Genomic DNA, 14,938 nt, shown 5'->3' on the forward strand with positions numbered 1-14,938 from the left:
TCAGGCCACGAGCTGCAGCTCGTGATGCGCCGCACCCGGCTGGGCCGACTCGAGGGGGATGCCTCGCCCGCGGGCCCAGGCGAGCAGGTCGGCGACGTCGGTGGGATCGGCGCGGTCCTCGAGCAGGGCGCGGGCGAACAGGCCCTTCGCGCGCTTGTTGAAGTGGTTCAGCGCTCGCCGTCGTCCGCGTTCGTCGACGGAGACGACGCGGACGAACACGGAGTCGGGGCGCTGCGGCGCCGGACCGAGCTCCGCGTACCCCTCAGACCGCAGGTCGACCACGAGTCCGTCGACCGCCTCGAGCTCGGCGCCGATCGGCTCCCGCCAGTGCGACCTGAGGCGGAGTCCGGGCAGCCGGGAGTCATGCGACAGCCGGTATGCGGGGATGTGATCTGCGGCGCCGACCAGGCCGAACAGCGCGGAGTGCACGACGACGCGCTCGCCGGCATGCGCACGGGCCGCCGGATCCAGCGAGGCGGCGTCGAGCGCGTCGTAGAGCACGCCGGTGTAGCGGTCGATCGCGGGCATGGTCGGTGATTCGTCAAGTCGCCGGTTCCGCTCGACCTCCCCGGCCTGTCGCGGGCCCAGCTTGAGGGCGCGCATCATCGCGGCATCATCGGCTGCGAGCCGTATGGTGGCCTCGAGCACGGTCGAACGCGCCGCGTGCAGGCCCGAGAACGACAGGTTTCCGAGCTCGAGCGGTGAGCCGTCCCCTCCGTCGCGCTTGGTCTCGGAGGGCGGCAGCAGGAGCAGCACCGAGGGTCGTGCCTTCCTATGCGGCGATGAAGGCGAGCGCGGCCTCGACGTTCACGCCGAGTGGCTGCGCGCTGTCGATGGTGACGCGCGGCAGCGCCGAGGACGGCCCGGTCCACGGTGCATAGCCCTCAAGGCTCTGCTCGACGGCCCGCCACGTGGTCTCATCGAGGTGCGGCAGGCGGCGCTCCCGCTTCTCCAGCCGCTCGCGGTGCACGCGCGGATCGGAGCAGACGACCTCGATGACGCGGAGCCGCACGTCGTTGCGCGCGGCGAGGTCGCGCCACTGGAGCCTGGCCGACTCCGCGGCGTTCACCGCATCGACGATCACCGTGCGTCCAGAGGCGAGCTCCTTCTCGGCGATCTGCTCCGCCACCAGGTACGCGGCGAGACCGGTCGGCTGGTCGGCCTCGATCCCGGCGCGCAGGATCGAGGACTCGATCGGATCGACCGACACGACCGTGGCGCCGAGCCGGGCGCCGACGATCTCGCCGATCGTCGACTTGCCCGCGCCCGGCAGCCCGGCCATGACGATGAGCTGGGTGACGCTGAGGTCACCGAACTGGCGGTCGAACGGCTGCTCCCCCTGCATCCGCGTCCTCTCAGGCGAGCGCGGCTCGCGAAGCCACGACCTGGACGGCGTCGGACTGCACCGAGAGGAACCCGTCCTCTGCGTCGGCGGTGATCTTCTCACCACCGGGGAGCGTGACGCGCACCTCGCCCCCGGCGAGGATCGCGAGCATCGGCTCGTGACCCGGCAGGATCCCGATCTCGCCTTCGACCGTGCGCGCCACCACCATGGCCGCCTCGCCCGACCAGACCTCCTGGTCGGCCGAGACGACGCTCACATTGAGGGCGGCCATGATCAGCCGTTCTCCTTCTGGATCTGCGCCCACTTCTCCTCGACGTCGGAGATCGGGCCGACGTTGAAGAAGGCCTGCTCGGCGACGTGGTCGAAGTCACCCCGGGCGATCGCGTCGAACGACTCGATGGTGTCCTTCAGCGGGACGGTCGAACCCTCGACGCCCGTGAACTTCTTCGCCATGTAGGTGTTCTGCGAGAGGAACTGCTGGATGCGGCGCGCACGCGACACCGTGATCTTGTCCTCCTCCGACAGCTCGTCGACACCGAGGATCGCGATGATCTCCTGCAGTTCCTTGTTCTTCTGGAGGATCTGCTTGACGGTGGTCGCGACGCGGTAGTGGTCCTCGCCGAGGTACCGGGGGTCGAGGATGCGCGACGTCGAGGTCAGCGGGTCGACCGCGGGGTACAGGCCCTTCGACGCGATCTCGCGCGAGAGCTCGGTGGTCGCGTCGAGGTGCGCGAACGTGGTCGCCGGCGCCGGGTCGGTGTAGTCGTCGGCAGGCACGTAGATCGCCTGAAGCGAGGTGATCGAGTGGCCGCGCGTCGAGGTGATGCGCTCCTGCAGGATGCCCATCTCGTCGGCGAGGTTCGGCTGGTAGCCCACCGCGGAGGGCATGCGGCCGAGCAGCGTCGACACCTCGGAACCCGCCTGCGTGAAGCGGAAGATGTTGTCGATGAAGAGGAGCACGTCCTGCTTCTGGACGTCGCGGAAGTACTCGGCCATCGTGAGGGCCGAGAGGGCGACGCGAAGGCGGGTCCCGGGCGGCTCGTCCATCTGGCCGAAGACGAGGGCCGTCTTGTCGAAGACGCCCGCCTCCTCCATCTCGTGGATGAGGTCGTTGCCCTCACGCGTGCGCTCGCCGACGCCGGCGAACACGGACACACCGCCGTGGTCCTGCGCCACGCGCTGGATCATCTCCTGGATGAGGACGGTCTTGCCGACGCCCGCGCCACCGAAGAGGCCGATCTTGCCACCCTGCACGTAGGGCGTGAGCAGGTCGATCACCTTGATGCCGGTCTCGAAGAGCTGCGTCTTCGACTCGAGCTGGTCGAAGCTCGGCGGCTTGCGGTGGATCGGCCAGCGCTCGGTGATCTCGATGGTCTCGCCCGGCTCGCCGTTGAGGACCTCGCCGATGACGTTGAAGACCTTGCCCTTGGTCACGTCGCCGACGGGCACCGAGATCGGCGCACCGGTGTCGTGCACCTCCTGGCCGCGGACCAGGCCGTCGGTCGGCTTGAGCGCGATCGCGCGGACCAGGTCGTCGCCGAGGTGCTGCGCGACCTCGAGGGTCAGCTCGGTCGACTGGCCCTCGATGTCGATCGTCGTCTTGAGGGCGTTGTAGATCTCGGGGATCGAGTCGTGCGGGAATTCGATGTCGACGACGGGGCCGGTCACGCGGGCGATGCGGCCCACGGTGGCCGCCGTGCCCTGGACTGGCGCGGTAGCGGTGTCAGTCATGTTCTCTTCCTTCTGGGTGAATCTGTAGCTACTTGGAGGAGGAGAGCGCGTCCGCTCCACCCACGATTTCTGCGATCTGCTGCGTGATCTCGGACTGGCGGGCCTCGTTGGCGAGGCGCGTGTAGTCGAGGATCAGCTTGTCGGCGTTGTCGGTGGCCGACTTCATGGCCTTCTGCGTGGCGGCGTGCTTCGCCGCGGCCGATTGCAGCATGGCATTGAAGATCCGGCTCTCGATGTAGACCGGGAGCAGCCCGTCGAGGACCGTCTCGGCGTCGGGCTCGAACTCGTACAGCGGGAAGACCTCGGCCTTGCCCGACGGCGCCGCCTCGGCCTCGGCCTCGACGACCTCGAGGGGAAGGAGCCGCGTGACGACCGGGACCTGGGTGATCCGGCTGACGAAGCGGTTGTAGACGATGTGGATCTCGTCGACGCCGCCGTCTGCCGAGTCGCGGAGGAACGCCTCGAGCACTGCGTCGGCGATCTCCTTGGCGGTCTCGAACTCGGGGTTGTCGGTCCCGCCGATCCAGCTGCGCTCGTAGTCGCGCCGGCGGAACGAGAAGTAGCCCACCGACTTGCGGCCGACGAGGAAGTACACGACCTCCTTGCCCTGGCTGCGGAGCAGCTCGGTGAGCTCCTCGGCCTCACGCAGGACCTGCGAGTTGAACGCACCCGCGAGGCCTCGGTCGGAGGTGAAGATCACGATCGCCGCGCGGTCGACCCGCTCGGGCTCGGTGGTCAGCACGTGCGACACGTTCGAGTAGCTCGCCACCGCTGAGACGGCGCGAGTGATCGCGTTCGAGTACGGCGTCGATGCGGCGACGCGCGCCTGCGCCTTGGCGATCCGCGAGGCGGAGATGAGCTCCATCGCTCGCGTGATCTTCTTGGTCGTCTGCGCCGACTTGATCTTCTGGCGGTAGACCCGAAGCTGCGCTCCCATGTTTCTCCTGTGTCCTGGGTTCCTGTCCCTGAGGCGCTCGGCCCGGCCGATCCGGCCGATTCCCCGAGCGCCTCAGGGAACGAAGGAATCGACTAGCGACGGCCCTTGACGATCTTCTCCTGCACGACCTCGTCCTCGCCGATCGCCTCGAACTGCTCCTTGCCCACCGAGGCGAGCGACTTGCCCTCACCGGTCTGGAACTCGAGCTTGAACTTGTCGACCTCGGACTCGAGGGTCGCGACCGTCTCGTCCGAGAGGACGTTGGAGTCGCGCAGGTCGGTGAGCACGGTCGTGTTGCGGCCGAGGTAGTCGAGGAACTCGCGCTCGAAGCGCAGGATGTCCTCGACCGGCACCTCGTCGAGCTTGCCGTTGGTGCCCGCCCAGATCGAGACGACTTGCTCCTCGACGGGGTACGGCGAGTACTGCGGCTGCTTGAGCAGCTCGGTCAGGCGCGCGCCGCGCTCGAGCTGACGGCGGCTCGCGGCGTCGAGGTCGGACGCGAACATCGCGAAGGCCTCGAGCGAGCGGTACTGGGCGAGCTCGAGCTTGAGCGTGCCCGACACCTTCTTGATCGACTTCACCTGCGCGTCACCGCCCACTCGGGAGACCGAGATGCCGACGTCGACCGCGGGACGCTGGTTGGCGTTGAAGAGGTCGGACTGCAGGAAGATCTGGCCGTCGGTGATCGAGATCACGTTGGTCGGGATGTAGGCCGAGACGTCGTTCGCCTTGGTCTCGATGATCGGCAAGCCGGTCATCGAACCCGCGCCGAGCTCGTCGGAGAGCTTCGCGCAGCGCTCGAGCAGGCGCGAGTGCAGGTAGAACACGTCGCCGGGGTACGCCTCGCGGCCCGGCGGGCGGCGCAGCAGCAGCGAGACGGCGCGGTAGGCCTCGGCCTGCTTCGACAGGTCGTCGAAGATGATCAGGACGTGCTTGCCGGCGTACATCCACTGCTGGCCGATGGCCGAGCCGGTGTACGGGGCGAGGTACTTGAAGCCTGCGGGGTCGGAGGCGGGAGCCGCGACGATCGTCGTGTACTCCATCGCGCCGGCGTCCTCGAGCGCACCCTTCACCGAGGCGATGGTCGAGCCCTTCTGGCCGATCGCGACGTAGATGCAGCGGACCTGCTTGGTCGGGTCGCCCGACTCCCAGTTCGCCTTCTGGTTGATGATCGTGTCGATCGCGATGGCGGTCTTGCCGGTCTGGCGGTCGCCGATGATCAGCTGACGCTGGCCGCGGCCGACCGGGATCATCGCGTCGATCGCCTTGATGCCGGTCTGCAGCGGCTCGTGCACCGACTTGCGCTGCATGACGCCGGGCGCCTGGAGCTCGAGGGCACGACGGCCCTCGGTCGCGATCTCGCCGAGGCCGTCGATCGGAGCGCCGAGCGGGTCGACGACGCGGCCGAGGTAGCCCTCGCCGACGGGCACCGAGAGGACCTCGCCCGTGCGGGTCACCTCCATGCCCTCCTCGATGCCGGTGAACTCGCCGAGCACGACGACACCGATCTCGTCCTCGTCGAGGTTCAGCGCGAGGCCGAGCGTACCGTCCGCGAAGCGGACGAGCTCGTTGGCCATGACCGAGGGCAGGCCCTCGACGTGCGCGATGCCGTCGGCGGCGTCGACGACGTAGCCGACCTCGGTCTTCTGGGCCGCGCCCGGCTCGTACGCCTGGGCGAACTCCGAGAGAGCCGAACGGATCTCGTCGGGGCTGATGGAGAGTTCTGCCATTGCCATTTCCTTTAGCTACTGGATGTCGTGGCGCGGGACGCCGGTCGTGGTCGGCCGGCGTCAGCCGGCGAGCTTCTGCCTCAGGTCGTTGAGGCGGCTGGCGACGCTGCCGTCGATGACGTCGTCGCCGATCTGCACCCGGACACCGCCGAGCACCGAGGGGTCGACGATGGCGTCGAACCGGACGCGCCGGCCGGCCTGGGCTCCGAGCGACTGCTCGAGGCGGGCGAACTGGGCGTCGGTGAGCGGCACCGCCGTGGTGACGGTCGCCACGTCGAAACCGCGCTGGTCGGCGACGACGGATGCCGCGCCGCGGAGCATCTCGCCGATGCGGCGGCCCCGGGGCGACTGCACGAGGTGGCGCACGACGAGCGTGGTCGCGGGCGACGCGACCGGCGCGAGCAGGCGCTCGACCAGCTTCACCTTGGCGTCGGTCGATCCGAGCTTCGAACCGAGCGCGAGCTCGAGCTCGGCGTCGGAGGCGACGGTCCGCTGGAACGCGTACAACTCGGCATCGACCTCGGCGTCGGCGGCATCGGCCGCGACGCGCAGGCCGAGCTCCTCGAGTCCGTCGAGGAAGTCGGCCGACGACGACCACCGCTGCGACGCCGCGCTCACGAGGAGCGTGACCGCCGCCGGGGCGATCCGTCCGCCGAACACGCGCTCGGCGAGCGCGCGCTTCTCAGCCGGTGCCACTTCGTTGTCGGTGAGCGCCGTGCGCAGCTGCGGCGTCGCGGCGACCACCCGGGTCGCGGCGAGGAGGTCGCCGGCCACCGGGAGCTCGGCCCGGCCGAGCTCCGCGAGTTCGGCTCGCGTGCCGGCCAGGGCCTCTCTCGTAGCGCTGCCCATGGACTACTTCTTCCCTCCTGCGGCGGCCTGCTCGGACGCCTCGAGGTCGGCGAGGAAGCGGTCGACGACGGCCTGGGCCTTGGCGTCCTCGGAGAGCGACTCGCCCACCACGCCCGACGCGAGGTCGATCGCGATGGTGCCGACCTCGGAGCGCAGCGACACGAGCGCCGCCTGGCGCTCCGCCTCGATCTGCGCCTGGGCGCTCGCGGTCACCCGCGCGGCCTCGGTCGTCGCCTGGTCCTTGGCCTCGGCGACGATCCGCTTGCCGTCCTCGCGAGCGGTCTCGCGGATCCGGCCCGCCTCGGCACGCGCGTCGGCGAGCTGGGCCGTGTACTCCTCGAGTGCGGCCTCGGCCTTGCGCTGGGCCTCGTCGGCCTTCGCGATGTTGCCCTCGATCGCCTCGGCACGCTCGTCGAGCAGCTTCTGCATGCGCGGAAGCACGTACCGCCAGAAGAAGACGAGGATGATGACGAAGCAGACCGCCGACCAGACGATGTCGTAGGTCGCCGGGAGGACCGGGTTCGGAGTCGCCTCGTGACCCTCCTCAGCAGCCCTGAGTACTGCGTGAAGCACAGTTGCCTCCTTGGTGGCCGCGGAGCGACTAGGACGTGAAGATGAAGTAGGTCGCGATACCGATGAAGGCGAGCGCCTCGGTGAAGGCGATGCCGATCCACATCAGGACCTGGAGGCGACCGGCGAGCTCGGGCTGGCGAGCCACGCCCTCGATGGTCTTGCCGACGACGATGCCCACGCCGATGGCGGGGCCGATGGCGGCGAGGCCGTAGCCGACCGTCGCGATGTTGCCGTTGATCTCAGCGAGAACGGTGGTTGCGTCCACGTTGGGGTTTCCTTTCTTGGGGTTCTCTTCGGGCGGATGCCCTGGCTCAGTGCTCCTCCGCCACCGCGAGCTGGATGTAGACCGCGGTGAGGAGCGTGAAGACGTAGGCCTGCAGGACGGCGACCAGCACCTCGAACAGCGTGAACACGAGGCCGAAGGCCAAGCTGCCCGCGCCGAGCAGGGTGTACCAGCCGCCGAGCGTGAAGACGAAGAACTGCGTCGCCGCGAAGAAGAGCACGAGCAGCAGGTGGCCGACGATCATGTTCATCATGAGTCGCAGCGTCAGCGTGACGGGGCGGATGATGAACGTAGAGATCAGCTCGATGGGCGTGACGATGATGTACACCGGCCACGGGACGCCCGACGGGAAGAGGGAGTTCTTGAAGAAGTTGCCGGGGCTCTGCTTGATGCCGGCGTAGATGAACGTGACGTACGACACGATCGCGAGCACGAGCGGCACGCCGATGACCGAGGTTCCCGCGATGTTCAGGCCGGGGATGACGCCCGTCAGGTTCATGAAGAGGATCAGGAAGAACATCGTCGTCAGGATCGGCAGGAACCGCTTGCCGTCCTTCTTGCCGAGCAGGTCGTCTGCGACGTTCACCCGGACGAGGTCGAGCCCCATCTCGACGAGGCTCTGGAACCGGCCGGGCACCACGCGCATGCGGCGCGTGCCGAGCCAGAACACGAGGAGCAGCGCGATGACGGCGACCCAGCGGACCAGGATGATGCGGTTGATCTCGAAGGGCGTGCCCTCGAATGCGATCGGGTCGGGGAAGAATTCCTCGATCGAGGGCCCGTGGAATTCACCATCGTTGGTTTGGATTCGAACCAGCAGGTTCACAGCGTTCGCTAGCAGCGCTATCTCCTGTTTCGGGGCGTGGAGCGGGGCTCTCGCGACGACGAACATCGGAACACGGCCCGGCACCCATGCGCGAGCAGGGCGGAGCCGTGGGGGATCGCCCCTACTCTAGCAACAACTCGGGCCCCCGACGAATCGCTACGGCGTGTAGAAGTGCGTCGCGACCGGGCCGCATGCCGATCGGCGCATGACACGGCCGATCGATGCCCGCGGCGTCAAGCGTTCAGTCGTCGGACGGTGCCGGCGGGAGCTGCGTGTCGCTCGCGTACGGCAGCCGCGCGCGCGCCACGACGAGCACGTCGACGACGAGCGATCCGATGACGCCGGCGACGATCGAGAGGAAGAGCACCACCGGGTCGAGCCAGTCCGCGCCGCGCAGCAGCACCACCAGGATGATGAAGACGATGAACTTCAGCAGCCAGCCTCCGAGCACGATGCCGAAGAACGCGCCGACGAAGAGATCGGAACCGGCGAACCGGTTCGCGAGGAGGATGCTGCCGGCGGTGATGCCCATGAACACCACGGCCATGAGCGTGCCGAGGAGCGCGCTGACGAGTCCCTCGACGCCCGCGACCGCGAATCCGACCACACCGCCGATGACGGCGATCACGGCCGCGAGGACGCCGCCCCACAGGAGGGCGCGTCGCAGCACGGGGTTCGAGGTGGGCGTGCGGTCGGCGCGGTCGCGCGGCGCGGTGCTCATCGGGCTCCTGAGGGGTGCTCGTCCGGCGCGGCCGAACGTTCGGGGTGGGTGAGGGGTCGTGCGCCAGAGAGCTCGTCGAGTCCGGGCTCGAACGGCGCGGTGGCGGATTCCGCCTCGGCCGCCACGGTCTGACGCTTGCGTCGCCCGAGCGGGGCGAGGGTCAGCGCGGCGAGGACCACGAATCCGACGCCGATGAAGAGGAACGCCCAGCTCGAGTCGATGCCGAAGTACACCGGGAACACGAACGCGAGGAGGCATCCGAACGAGGCGACCGCGGTCCAGCCGTAGAAGATGAGCACGGCGTGCAGGTGCGAGTGGCCCATGTCGAGCAGGCGGTGGTGCAGGTGCTTCCGGTCGGCCGCGAACGGCGACTTGCCGGCGCGGAGTCGCCGGATGACGGCGAGGCCGAAGTCGAGCAGCGGGATCACGAGCACCGCGAACGGGATGATGATCGGGATGAAGGCCGGGAACAGCTCGTCGGTGCCGAGCAGCGACGGGTCGACCTGACCGGTCACCGCGATCGCCGACGTGGCCATGAGCAGCCCGACGAGCAGGGCCCCGGCGTCGCCCATGAACAGCTTGGCCGGGTGCCAGTTCAGCGGCAGGAACCCGAGGCAGGCTCCGACCACCAGCACCGCGAGCAGTGACGCGAGGTTGAAGTAGTTGGTCGGCGAGGTCTGCTGCACGAGCAGGTAGGAGTACAGGTAGAACACGCCGCTCGAGATGAGCGCGACGCCCGCCACGAGCCCGTCGAGTCCGTCGATGAAGTTGATCGCGTTCATCACGAGCACGATCGTGAACACCGTGATGGTCGCGCTCATCCACGACGACCCGACCGTGATCCCGCCGTCGGGACCGCCGATCGGCAGCGACACGATCGACACGCCCTGCCATGCGATGAGTCCGGCGGCGATGAACTGGCCGGCGAGCTTCGTGACCCAGTCGAGGTCCCAGATGTCGTCGGCGACGCCCATCGCCACGATGAGGGCGGCGGCGAGCAGGATGGCGGGGACCTGCCAGCGGTCCTGGAAGATGATCGACACGTTCGCGAACCGCTCGATCCCGAGCGTGGAGACCCACGCGGCGGCGCCGAACGCGACCAGGATCCCGACGAACATGGCGATGCCGCCGAGCCGCGGCGTCGGACGCGTGTGGACGTCGCGCTCGCGGATCTTGGGGTAGAGCCGGTACTTCAGGCTCAGCTTCCACACGACCAGCGAGCCGCCGAACGTCACGACCGCGGCGACGAGCGCGAGGACGACGAACAGGGTCATGAGGCGGCGGCGTCCCTCCGGTCGGCACGCACGTCGGCGGAACCCGCCTCGTCGGTGGCATCGGTCGCGTCGGCGGCATCGTCAGCGCCCGTCTCGGCGGCGGCGGCCTCTGCTGCGGCCGCCGAGGGCTCGGCGCCCGCCTCCCCGTCGACGTCGGCGCCCGCCGGCGCGGCGGCCGGCGCGAGCAGGTCCTCGCCCACGACCTCGGCGATGCGCTCGCGCGAGATGACGCCCGCGCGGACGATCCGCAGCAGGCCCGTGCCGTCGGCCTCGACGCCCGTGGCATCCACGATCGTCGACGACGTGTCGCCGGGGCGCTCGCCGATCGCCTGGTACGCCCGACCCGCCTCGCCGCCGTCGAGGTAGACCGCCACGAGGTCGCCCAGCATGTCCGCGGCGTCCTGCGCCGAGGTCGCGGACGGCCGCCCCGAGAGGTTCGCCGACGACACCGCGAGCGGTCCGGTCTCGGACAGCAGCTCGAGCGCGATGCGGTGATCGGGCATGCGCAGCGCCACCGTGCCGCGGGTCTCGCCGAGATCCCACTGCAGCGAGGGCTGGGCACGGAGGATCACGGTGAGGCCGCCGGGCCAGAACTCGGCGACGAGCGACCGGACGGCCTCGGGGACCTCGACCGCGAGCGCGTCGAGCGTGGGGATGCCCGGCACGAGCACGGGCGGCGGCGACGTGCGCTCGCGGCCCTTCGCATCGAGGAGTCGCTGCACGGCCGCGGGGCTGAACGCGTCGGCCGCGAGGCCGTACACCGTGTCGGTGGGGATGACGACGAGCTCGCCGCTGCCGATGGCGCGACGAGCCAGGCGCATGCCGGCGAGGAGCTCGGACTCGACCGAGCAGTCGTGGATGACAGTCATGACCGACTGATTCTAGACGTGGAGCGGGTGCGAGGGCTGGGCATGACGGATGTCGCTGGGCGCGTCGGCCCCGCGACATCCGTCATGGACCGGCGACGCGTCAGCGACGGCCCGCCTTGCGGCGGAAGAGCCACGCACCCCAGACGGCGGCCACGACCACGAAGAGCACGCACCAGCCGACCGCCCACCAGGCCGCGTCGCCCATGGGCGTGCCCATGAGCAGGCTCCGGATGGCCTCGATGACCGGCGTGATCGGCTGGTGCTCGGCGAAGGCGGCCAGCCAGTCGGGCAGCGTCTCGACCGGCACGAACGCACTCGACAGGTACGGCAGGAAGAGGAGGATGAAGCCGTACGCGTTCGCCGCCTCGGGGCTCGACGCCGCGAGTCCGATGGCCGCGAAGAGCGAGGTGATCGCGAGGATGTACAGCGCGATGAGCCCGATCGCCGCGAGCCACTCGACCGGCCCGGCCGTCGGCCGGAACCCGACGAGCAGCGCGACGACGATGACGACGCCGGTGGCGAACAGGTTGCGGAGCACGCTCGCCACCACGTGGCCGGTGAGCACCGCGCCGGCACGGAGCGGCATCGTGCGGAACCGGTCGATGATGCCGGTCGCCATGTCGCGGGCGACGTACAGCGCGGTCGAGCTCGCGCCGAACCCGGCGCACAGCAGGATGATGCCGGGCACGACGTAGTCGACGTACCCGCCCGACGGGTCGAGCGCGCCGCCGAACACGTACGTGAACAGCAGCATGAGCATCGTCGGCAGGATCACCGCCATCAGCAGCGCCTCGGTGTCCCGGAGGGTGTGCGTGAGGCTGCGTCGGATGAAGACCGCCTCGGCCGCGAGCCCGCGCGGTCGCGTGCGCAGGGGCGCCTGCTGGGCCAGCGCGGTCATCGGCGCACCGCCGCTCCGACGAGGTCGCCCTCGTCGACCTGATCGGCCGCGTGCGACGTGATCGCGAGGAACACGTCGTCGAGGCTCGGCCTGCGGATGGAGACGTGGGTGCCGCCCGTCGCGGAGGCGGCGAGCCGGTCGAGCTCGTCGACGGCCGCCCGGAGTCCGTGCACGGTGCCGTCGGTCGGCAGTTCGGCGATCAGCTCGTCGTCGGGTCCGCGGAGCTCGACGACCTCGCCGCCCACCTGCGCCTTCAGCTCCGACGCGGTGCCCTCGGCGGCGATGCGGCCGCCGTCGAGTACGGCGATGCGATCGGCGAGCCGGTCGGCCTCCTCGAGGTACTGCGTCGTGAGGAACACCGTGGCGCCGCCGTCCGCGATCTCGCGGATGATGTGCCACAGCTCCTGCCGGCTCCGTGCGTCGAGTCCGGTCGTCGGCTCGTCGAGGAAGATGACCGCCGACGGCACCACGAGGCTCAGCGCCAGGTCGAGGCGCCGTCGCATGCCTCCCGAGTACGTGGCGACCCGCCGCCCCGCCGCAGCCGCGAGCTCGAACCGTTCGAGCAGCTCGTCGCTGCGCGCCGCGGCGGCGCGGCTGGCCAGGCCCGAAAGCCGCGCGAGCATGACGAGGTTCTCGCGCCCGGTCAGCACCTCGTCGACCGCCGCGGACTGGCCGGTGAGGCTGATCCGCGCGCGCACGCCGTCGGGGTCGGCGCCGAGGTCGACGCCGGCGACCGTCGCCGTGCCGGCGTCGGGACGCACGAGCGTCGTGAGGATGTTGATGGTCGTCGTCTTGCCGGCGCCGTTCGGCCCGAGGAGCCCGAACACGCTTCCGGCGTCGACGGCGAGGTCGAGGTCGCGGAGGACCTCGGTCGCGCCGAATCGCTTGGCGATCCCGCGCGCGTCGATCGCGAGGGTCATGAGTGCGCCTTTCGCTGGTGTAGGAAGTAAACTGTTTATGTCGTGCACTGCGGTTTAAGTAATACACAGTTCTAGACTGGACGCAAGCATCGCCCGCCGATTGGAGCCGGATGACCGCCGAGACGCCCGCCGATCCCGAACTCCCGCGGGGCGTCGCCCTCGCGTGGGGCGTCGCCGCAGACCCGCAGCGAGGCCCCAAGCGCGAGATGAGCATCGAGCGGATCGTCGACGCCGCCGTCGAGATCGCCGACGCCGAGGGGCTCGCCGCCGTGTCGATGAGCCGCGTCGCGCAGTCGCTCGGCTACACGACGATGTCGCTGTACCGGTACGTCACGGCCAAGGACGACCTGCTCGTGCTCATGCAGGAGCGCGGAACCGGCCTGCCGCCCGAGCCCGACCCGGAGCTCGACCCGGCCGACTGGCGCGGACGGCTCCGCGCCCTCGGACGCGCGCAGCTCGCGATCCATCGCGAGCACCCGTGGCTGCTCGATATCCCCATCCAGGGCACGCCCGTCACGCCGAACAACCTCGCATGGATGGACGCCATGCTCGCGGCACTCGCCGATGCGCCCCTCGACGAGGACGAGCGCGTGGCCGTCATCCTGCTGGTGACCGGGCAGCTCCGGTGGCAGAGCACGATCGAGCGGTCGTACGAGGTCGCCGCCGGTGCAGCCGGCATCGACCCGCAGGCGATCGACGACGGGCGCTCGGCCATCCTCGACGCGTTCGTCACGTCCGACGACTACCCGGCGCTCCGGCGAGCCGTCGACGCCGGCGTCTTCGCGACCGGCGAGGACCCGTTCGCCTTCGGGCTCGAGCGCGTGCTCGACGGGGTCGCCGACTACCTCGCCAAGCGCGCCGCCGGCGGGCGGCCCGCTCCCCCGCCGCGCGACGACGACGCGCCCGAGGTCGCCTCCGACAAGCGCGTCCGCGAGGCGCGCAAGGGCGTGCGAGAGGCCGAGAAGCGCCTGCGCGACGCCCGCAAGGTCGAACGCCAGGCGGTCCGCGAGGCGCGCGCCCGGCACCGCGACCGCTGAACGACGGCGAGCGGATGCGGCGGCGTCAGCGCCGCGCGGTCGTCACCCGGTCGCGGCCGGTGAAGTCGCGATGGTGCGCGATGGCGTGCCATCCGTCGCCCGACAGCAGCGCCCCGATCTCGGCCGACTGCGTCTCGCCGTGCTCGATCATGAGCGTGCCGCCCGGATGCAGCAGGGCGAGTGCTCTCCGGGACAGGACGCGCACGACGTCGAGTCCGTCCTCGCCGCCGAAGAGCGCGCGCTCGGGATCGTGCAGGCGCACCTCGGGATCGCGCGGGATCGCGCCGGCGGGGATGTACGGCGGGTTGGATGCGACGACCGCCGCGCGGCCGTCGAGCTCGGGCAGCGCCTCGCCGAGGTCGCCGAACACGAGCTCGAGGTTCGACGCGCCGACCTCCTCGACGTTCCGGCGCGTCCACGGGAACGCCTCGGGCGAGTTCTCGACCGCCCACACGCGCGCGTGCGGCACCTCGGTCGCCATCGCGAGCCCGATCGCCCCGCTGCCGGCACCGAGGTCGAGCGCGATGGGCTCGGGCTCGGCCGCGGCGCGCAACGCGTCGATCGCGAGCTGGGCGAGCAGCTCGGTCTCGGGGCGCGGCACGAAGACACCCGGGCCCACCGCGAGGTCGAGCGAGCGGAAGGCCGCGCGGCCGGTGAGGTGCTGCAGGGGCTCGCGGCGCGCGCGCCGCTCGACGAGCGGTGCCAGGTCCCCGAGCTCCGCCGCCGTCGCCTCGGAACCGATCACCAGCCGGGCGTGCACGCCGCCGCGCGAGAGCCCGAGCACGTGGCCGATGAGCAGGTCGGCATCCACGTCGGGATCCGGCACGCCTGCCGCCGCCAGCGTGCGGACCACCTCGTCGCGGACCTCGCGGAGCGGACGCGGCGAACCGGCGTCGGATGGTGCATTCACGCAATGGAATGTAACCCACTCCCCCGCGCGCGCCG

The 14,938-nt window shown here is 70.4% G+C and carries 17 protein-coding genes; 1 reads left to right on the top strand and 16 read right to left on the bottom strand.

All coding sequences use genetic code 11. From position 1 onward, the window contains the following. From BLT99_RS08250 to BLT99_RS08320, 15 genes are all read right to left on the bottom strand, one after another. The gene (locus BLT99_RS08250) at positions 1-756 is read right to left on the bottom strand and encodes a YaaA family protein (RefSeq protein ID WP_092670888.1); all 756 of its coding nucleotides are present in this window, start codon (positions 754-756) and stop codon (positions 1-3) included. Between the two features lie 16 nt (positions 757-772). Continuing rightward, complete coding sequence (locus BLT99_RS08255) at positions 773-1,345, bottom strand: AAA family ATPase (RefSeq protein ID WP_092670890.1); 573 nt, start codon at positions 1,343-1,345, stop codon at positions 773-775. Positions 1,346-1,355: 10 nt separating this feature from the next. Beyond that, positions 1,356-1,616, bottom strand: a complete 261-nt coding sequence (locus tag BLT99_RS08260) for a F0F1 ATP synthase subunit epsilon (RefSeq protein ID WP_092670892.1) — start codon at positions 1,614-1,616, stop codon at positions 1,356-1,358. Positions 1,617-1,618: 2 nt separating this feature from the next. Then, on the bottom strand, positions 1,619-3,076 hold the full coding sequence (gene atpD, locus BLT99_RS08265; RefSeq protein ID WP_092670894.1) for a F0F1 ATP synthase subunit beta: 1,458 nt from the start codon (positions 3,074-3,076) through the stop codon (positions 1,619-1,621). Positions 3,077-3,104: 28 nt separating this feature from the next. Further along, positions 3,105-4,013: a F0F1 ATP synthase subunit gamma gene (locus tag BLT99_RS08270; protein ID WP_092670896.1), complete on the bottom strand. Its 909-nt coding sequence runs from the start codon at positions 4,011-4,013 to the stop codon at positions 3,105-3,107. A gap of 92 nt (positions 4,014-4,105) precedes the next feature. Then, positions 4,106-5,743 carry a F0F1 ATP synthase subunit alpha gene (gene atpA / locus BLT99_RS08275; RefSeq protein ID WP_092670898.1) on the bottom strand — a complete coding sequence of 546 codons (1,638 nt, stop codon included), beginning with the start codon at positions 5,741-5,743 and terminating at the stop codon, positions 4,106-4,108. A gap of 60 nt (positions 5,744-5,803) precedes the next feature. Further along, positions 5,804-6,592: a F0F1 ATP synthase subunit delta gene (locus tag BLT99_RS08280; protein ID WP_092670900.1), complete on the bottom strand. Its 789-nt coding sequence runs from the start codon at positions 6,590-6,592 to the stop codon at positions 5,804-5,806. Positions 6,593-6,595: 3 nt separating this feature from the next. Next, on the bottom strand, positions 6,596-7,165 hold the full coding sequence (locus tag BLT99_RS08285) for a F0F1 ATP synthase subunit B (protein WP_092670902.1): 570 nt from the start codon (positions 7,163-7,165) through the stop codon (positions 6,596-6,598). A gap of 28 nt (positions 7,166-7,193) precedes the next feature. Continuing rightward, positions 7,194-7,430, bottom strand: a complete 237-nt coding sequence (gene atpE, locus BLT99_RS08290) for an ATP synthase F0 subunit C (RefSeq protein ID WP_092670904.1) — start codon at positions 7,428-7,430, stop codon at positions 7,194-7,196. 46 nt (positions 7,431-7,476) lie between these two features. Continuing rightward, a complete protein-coding gene (gene atpB, locus BLT99_RS08295; RefSeq protein WP_092670906.1) occupies positions 7,477-8,274 on the bottom strand; it encodes a F0F1 ATP synthase subunit A in 798 nt (265 codons plus the stop codon). A 241-nt stretch (positions 8,275-8,515) separates the two neighbouring features. Beyond that, positions 8,516-8,995 (bottom strand): hypothetical protein, encoded by a 480-nt coding sequence (locus BLT99_RS08300; protein WP_092670908.1) that lies wholly within the window; start codon positions 8,993-8,995, stop codon positions 8,516-8,518. Further along, positions 8,992-10,269, bottom strand: a complete 1,278-nt coding sequence (locus tag BLT99_RS08305; protein ID WP_092670910.1) for an MraY family glycosyltransferase — start codon at positions 10,267-10,269, stop codon at positions 8,992-8,994. The genes BLT99_RS08300 and BLT99_RS08305 overlap by 4 nt, the downstream gene beginning before the upstream one ends. Further along, positions 10,266-11,138, bottom strand: coding sequence for an L-threonylcarbamoyladenylate synthase (locus tag BLT99_RS08310; RefSeq protein WP_092670912.1), 873 nt, complete (start codon positions 11,136-11,138; stop codon positions 10,266-10,268). The genes BLT99_RS08305 and BLT99_RS08310 overlap by 4 nt, the downstream gene beginning before the upstream one ends. A 100-nt stretch (positions 11,139-11,238) precedes the next feature. Continuing rightward, a complete protein-coding gene (locus BLT99_RS08315) occupies positions 11,239-12,036 on the bottom strand; it encodes an ABC transporter permease (protein WP_092670914.1) in 798 nt (265 codons plus the stop codon). Beyond that, positions 12,033-12,956, bottom strand: coding sequence for an ATP-binding cassette domain-containing protein (locus BLT99_RS08320; protein WP_092670916.1), 924 nt, complete (start codon positions 12,954-12,956; stop codon positions 12,033-12,035). Before BLT99_RS08320 ends, BLT99_RS08315 begins: the two co-directional genes overlap by 4 nt. 110 nt (positions 12,957-13,066) lie before the next feature. On the opposite strand from BLT99_RS08320, the gene BLT99_RS08325 reads away from it, so the two are divergent. Further along, positions 13,067-13,993 (top strand): TetR/AcrR family transcriptional regulator, encoded by a 927-nt coding sequence (locus BLT99_RS08325; RefSeq protein ID WP_092670918.1) that lies wholly within the window; start codon positions 13,067-13,069, stop codon positions 13,991-13,993. Between the two features lie 25 nt (positions 13,994-14,018). Here BLT99_RS08325 and prmC read toward each other — a convergent pair whose 3' ends face one another. Continuing rightward, positions 14,019-14,903 (bottom strand): peptide chain release factor N(5)-glutamine methyltransferase, encoded by an 885-nt coding sequence (gene prmC / locus BLT99_RS08330; protein WP_092670920.1) that lies wholly within the window; start codon positions 14,901-14,903, stop codon positions 14,019-14,021. Positions 14,904-14,938: the final 35 nt, after the last annotated feature.

Origin of the sequence: Agromyces flavus (genome assembly GCF_900104685.1) — a bacterium.
In the GTDB taxonomy this organism is placed as follows: Bacteria; Actinomycetota; Actinomycetes; order Actinomycetales; family Microbacteriaceae; genus Agromyces; species Agromyces flavus.

Coding starts and splice junctions, on each gene's coding strand:
- BLT99_RS08320 (WP_092670916.1), bottom strand. CDS start 12,956: ATGACCCTCGCGATCGACGCGCGCGGGATCGCCAAGCGATTCGGCGCG.
- atpD (WP_092670894.1), bottom strand. CDS start 3,076: ATGACTGACACCGCTACCGCGCCAGTCCAGGGCACGGCGGCCACCGTG.
- BLT99_RS08300 (WP_092670908.1), bottom strand. CDS start 8,995: ATGAGCACCGCGCCGCGCGACCGCGCCGACCGCACGCCCACCTCGAAC.
- BLT99_RS08325 (WP_092670918.1), top strand. CDS start 13,067: ATGACCGCCGAGACGCCCGCCGATCCCGAACTCCCGCGGGGCGTCGCC.
- BLT99_RS08270 (WP_092670896.1), bottom strand. CDS start 4,013: ATGGGAGCGCAGCTTCGGGTCTACCGCCAGAAGATCAAGTCGGCGCAG.
- BLT99_RS08260 (WP_092670892.1), bottom strand. CDS start 1,616: ATGGCCGCCCTCAATGTGAGCGTCGTCTCGGCCGACCAGGAGGTCTGG.
- BLT99_RS08305 (WP_092670910.1), bottom strand. CDS start 10,269: ATGACCCTGTTCGTCGTCCTCGCGCTCGTCGCCGCGGTCGTGACGTTC.
- atpA (WP_092670898.1), bottom strand. CDS start 5,743: ATGGCAGAACTCTCCATCAGCCCCGACGAGATCCGTTCGGCTCTCTCG.
- BLT99_RS08280 (WP_092670900.1), bottom strand. CDS start 6,592: ATGGGCAGCGCTACGAGAGAGGCCCTGGCCGGCACGCGAGCCGAACTC.
- BLT99_RS08255 (WP_092670890.1), bottom strand. CDS start 1,345: ATGCAGGGGGAGCAGCCGTTCGACCGCCAGTTCGGTGACCTCAGCGTC.
- BLT99_RS08315 (WP_092670914.1), bottom strand. CDS start 12,036: ATGACCGCGCTGGCCCAGCAGGCGCCCCTGCGCACGCGACCGCGCGGG.
- BLT99_RS08310 (WP_092670912.1), bottom strand. CDS start 11,138: ATGACTGTCATCCACGACTGCTCGGTCGAGTCCGAGCTCCTCGCCGGC.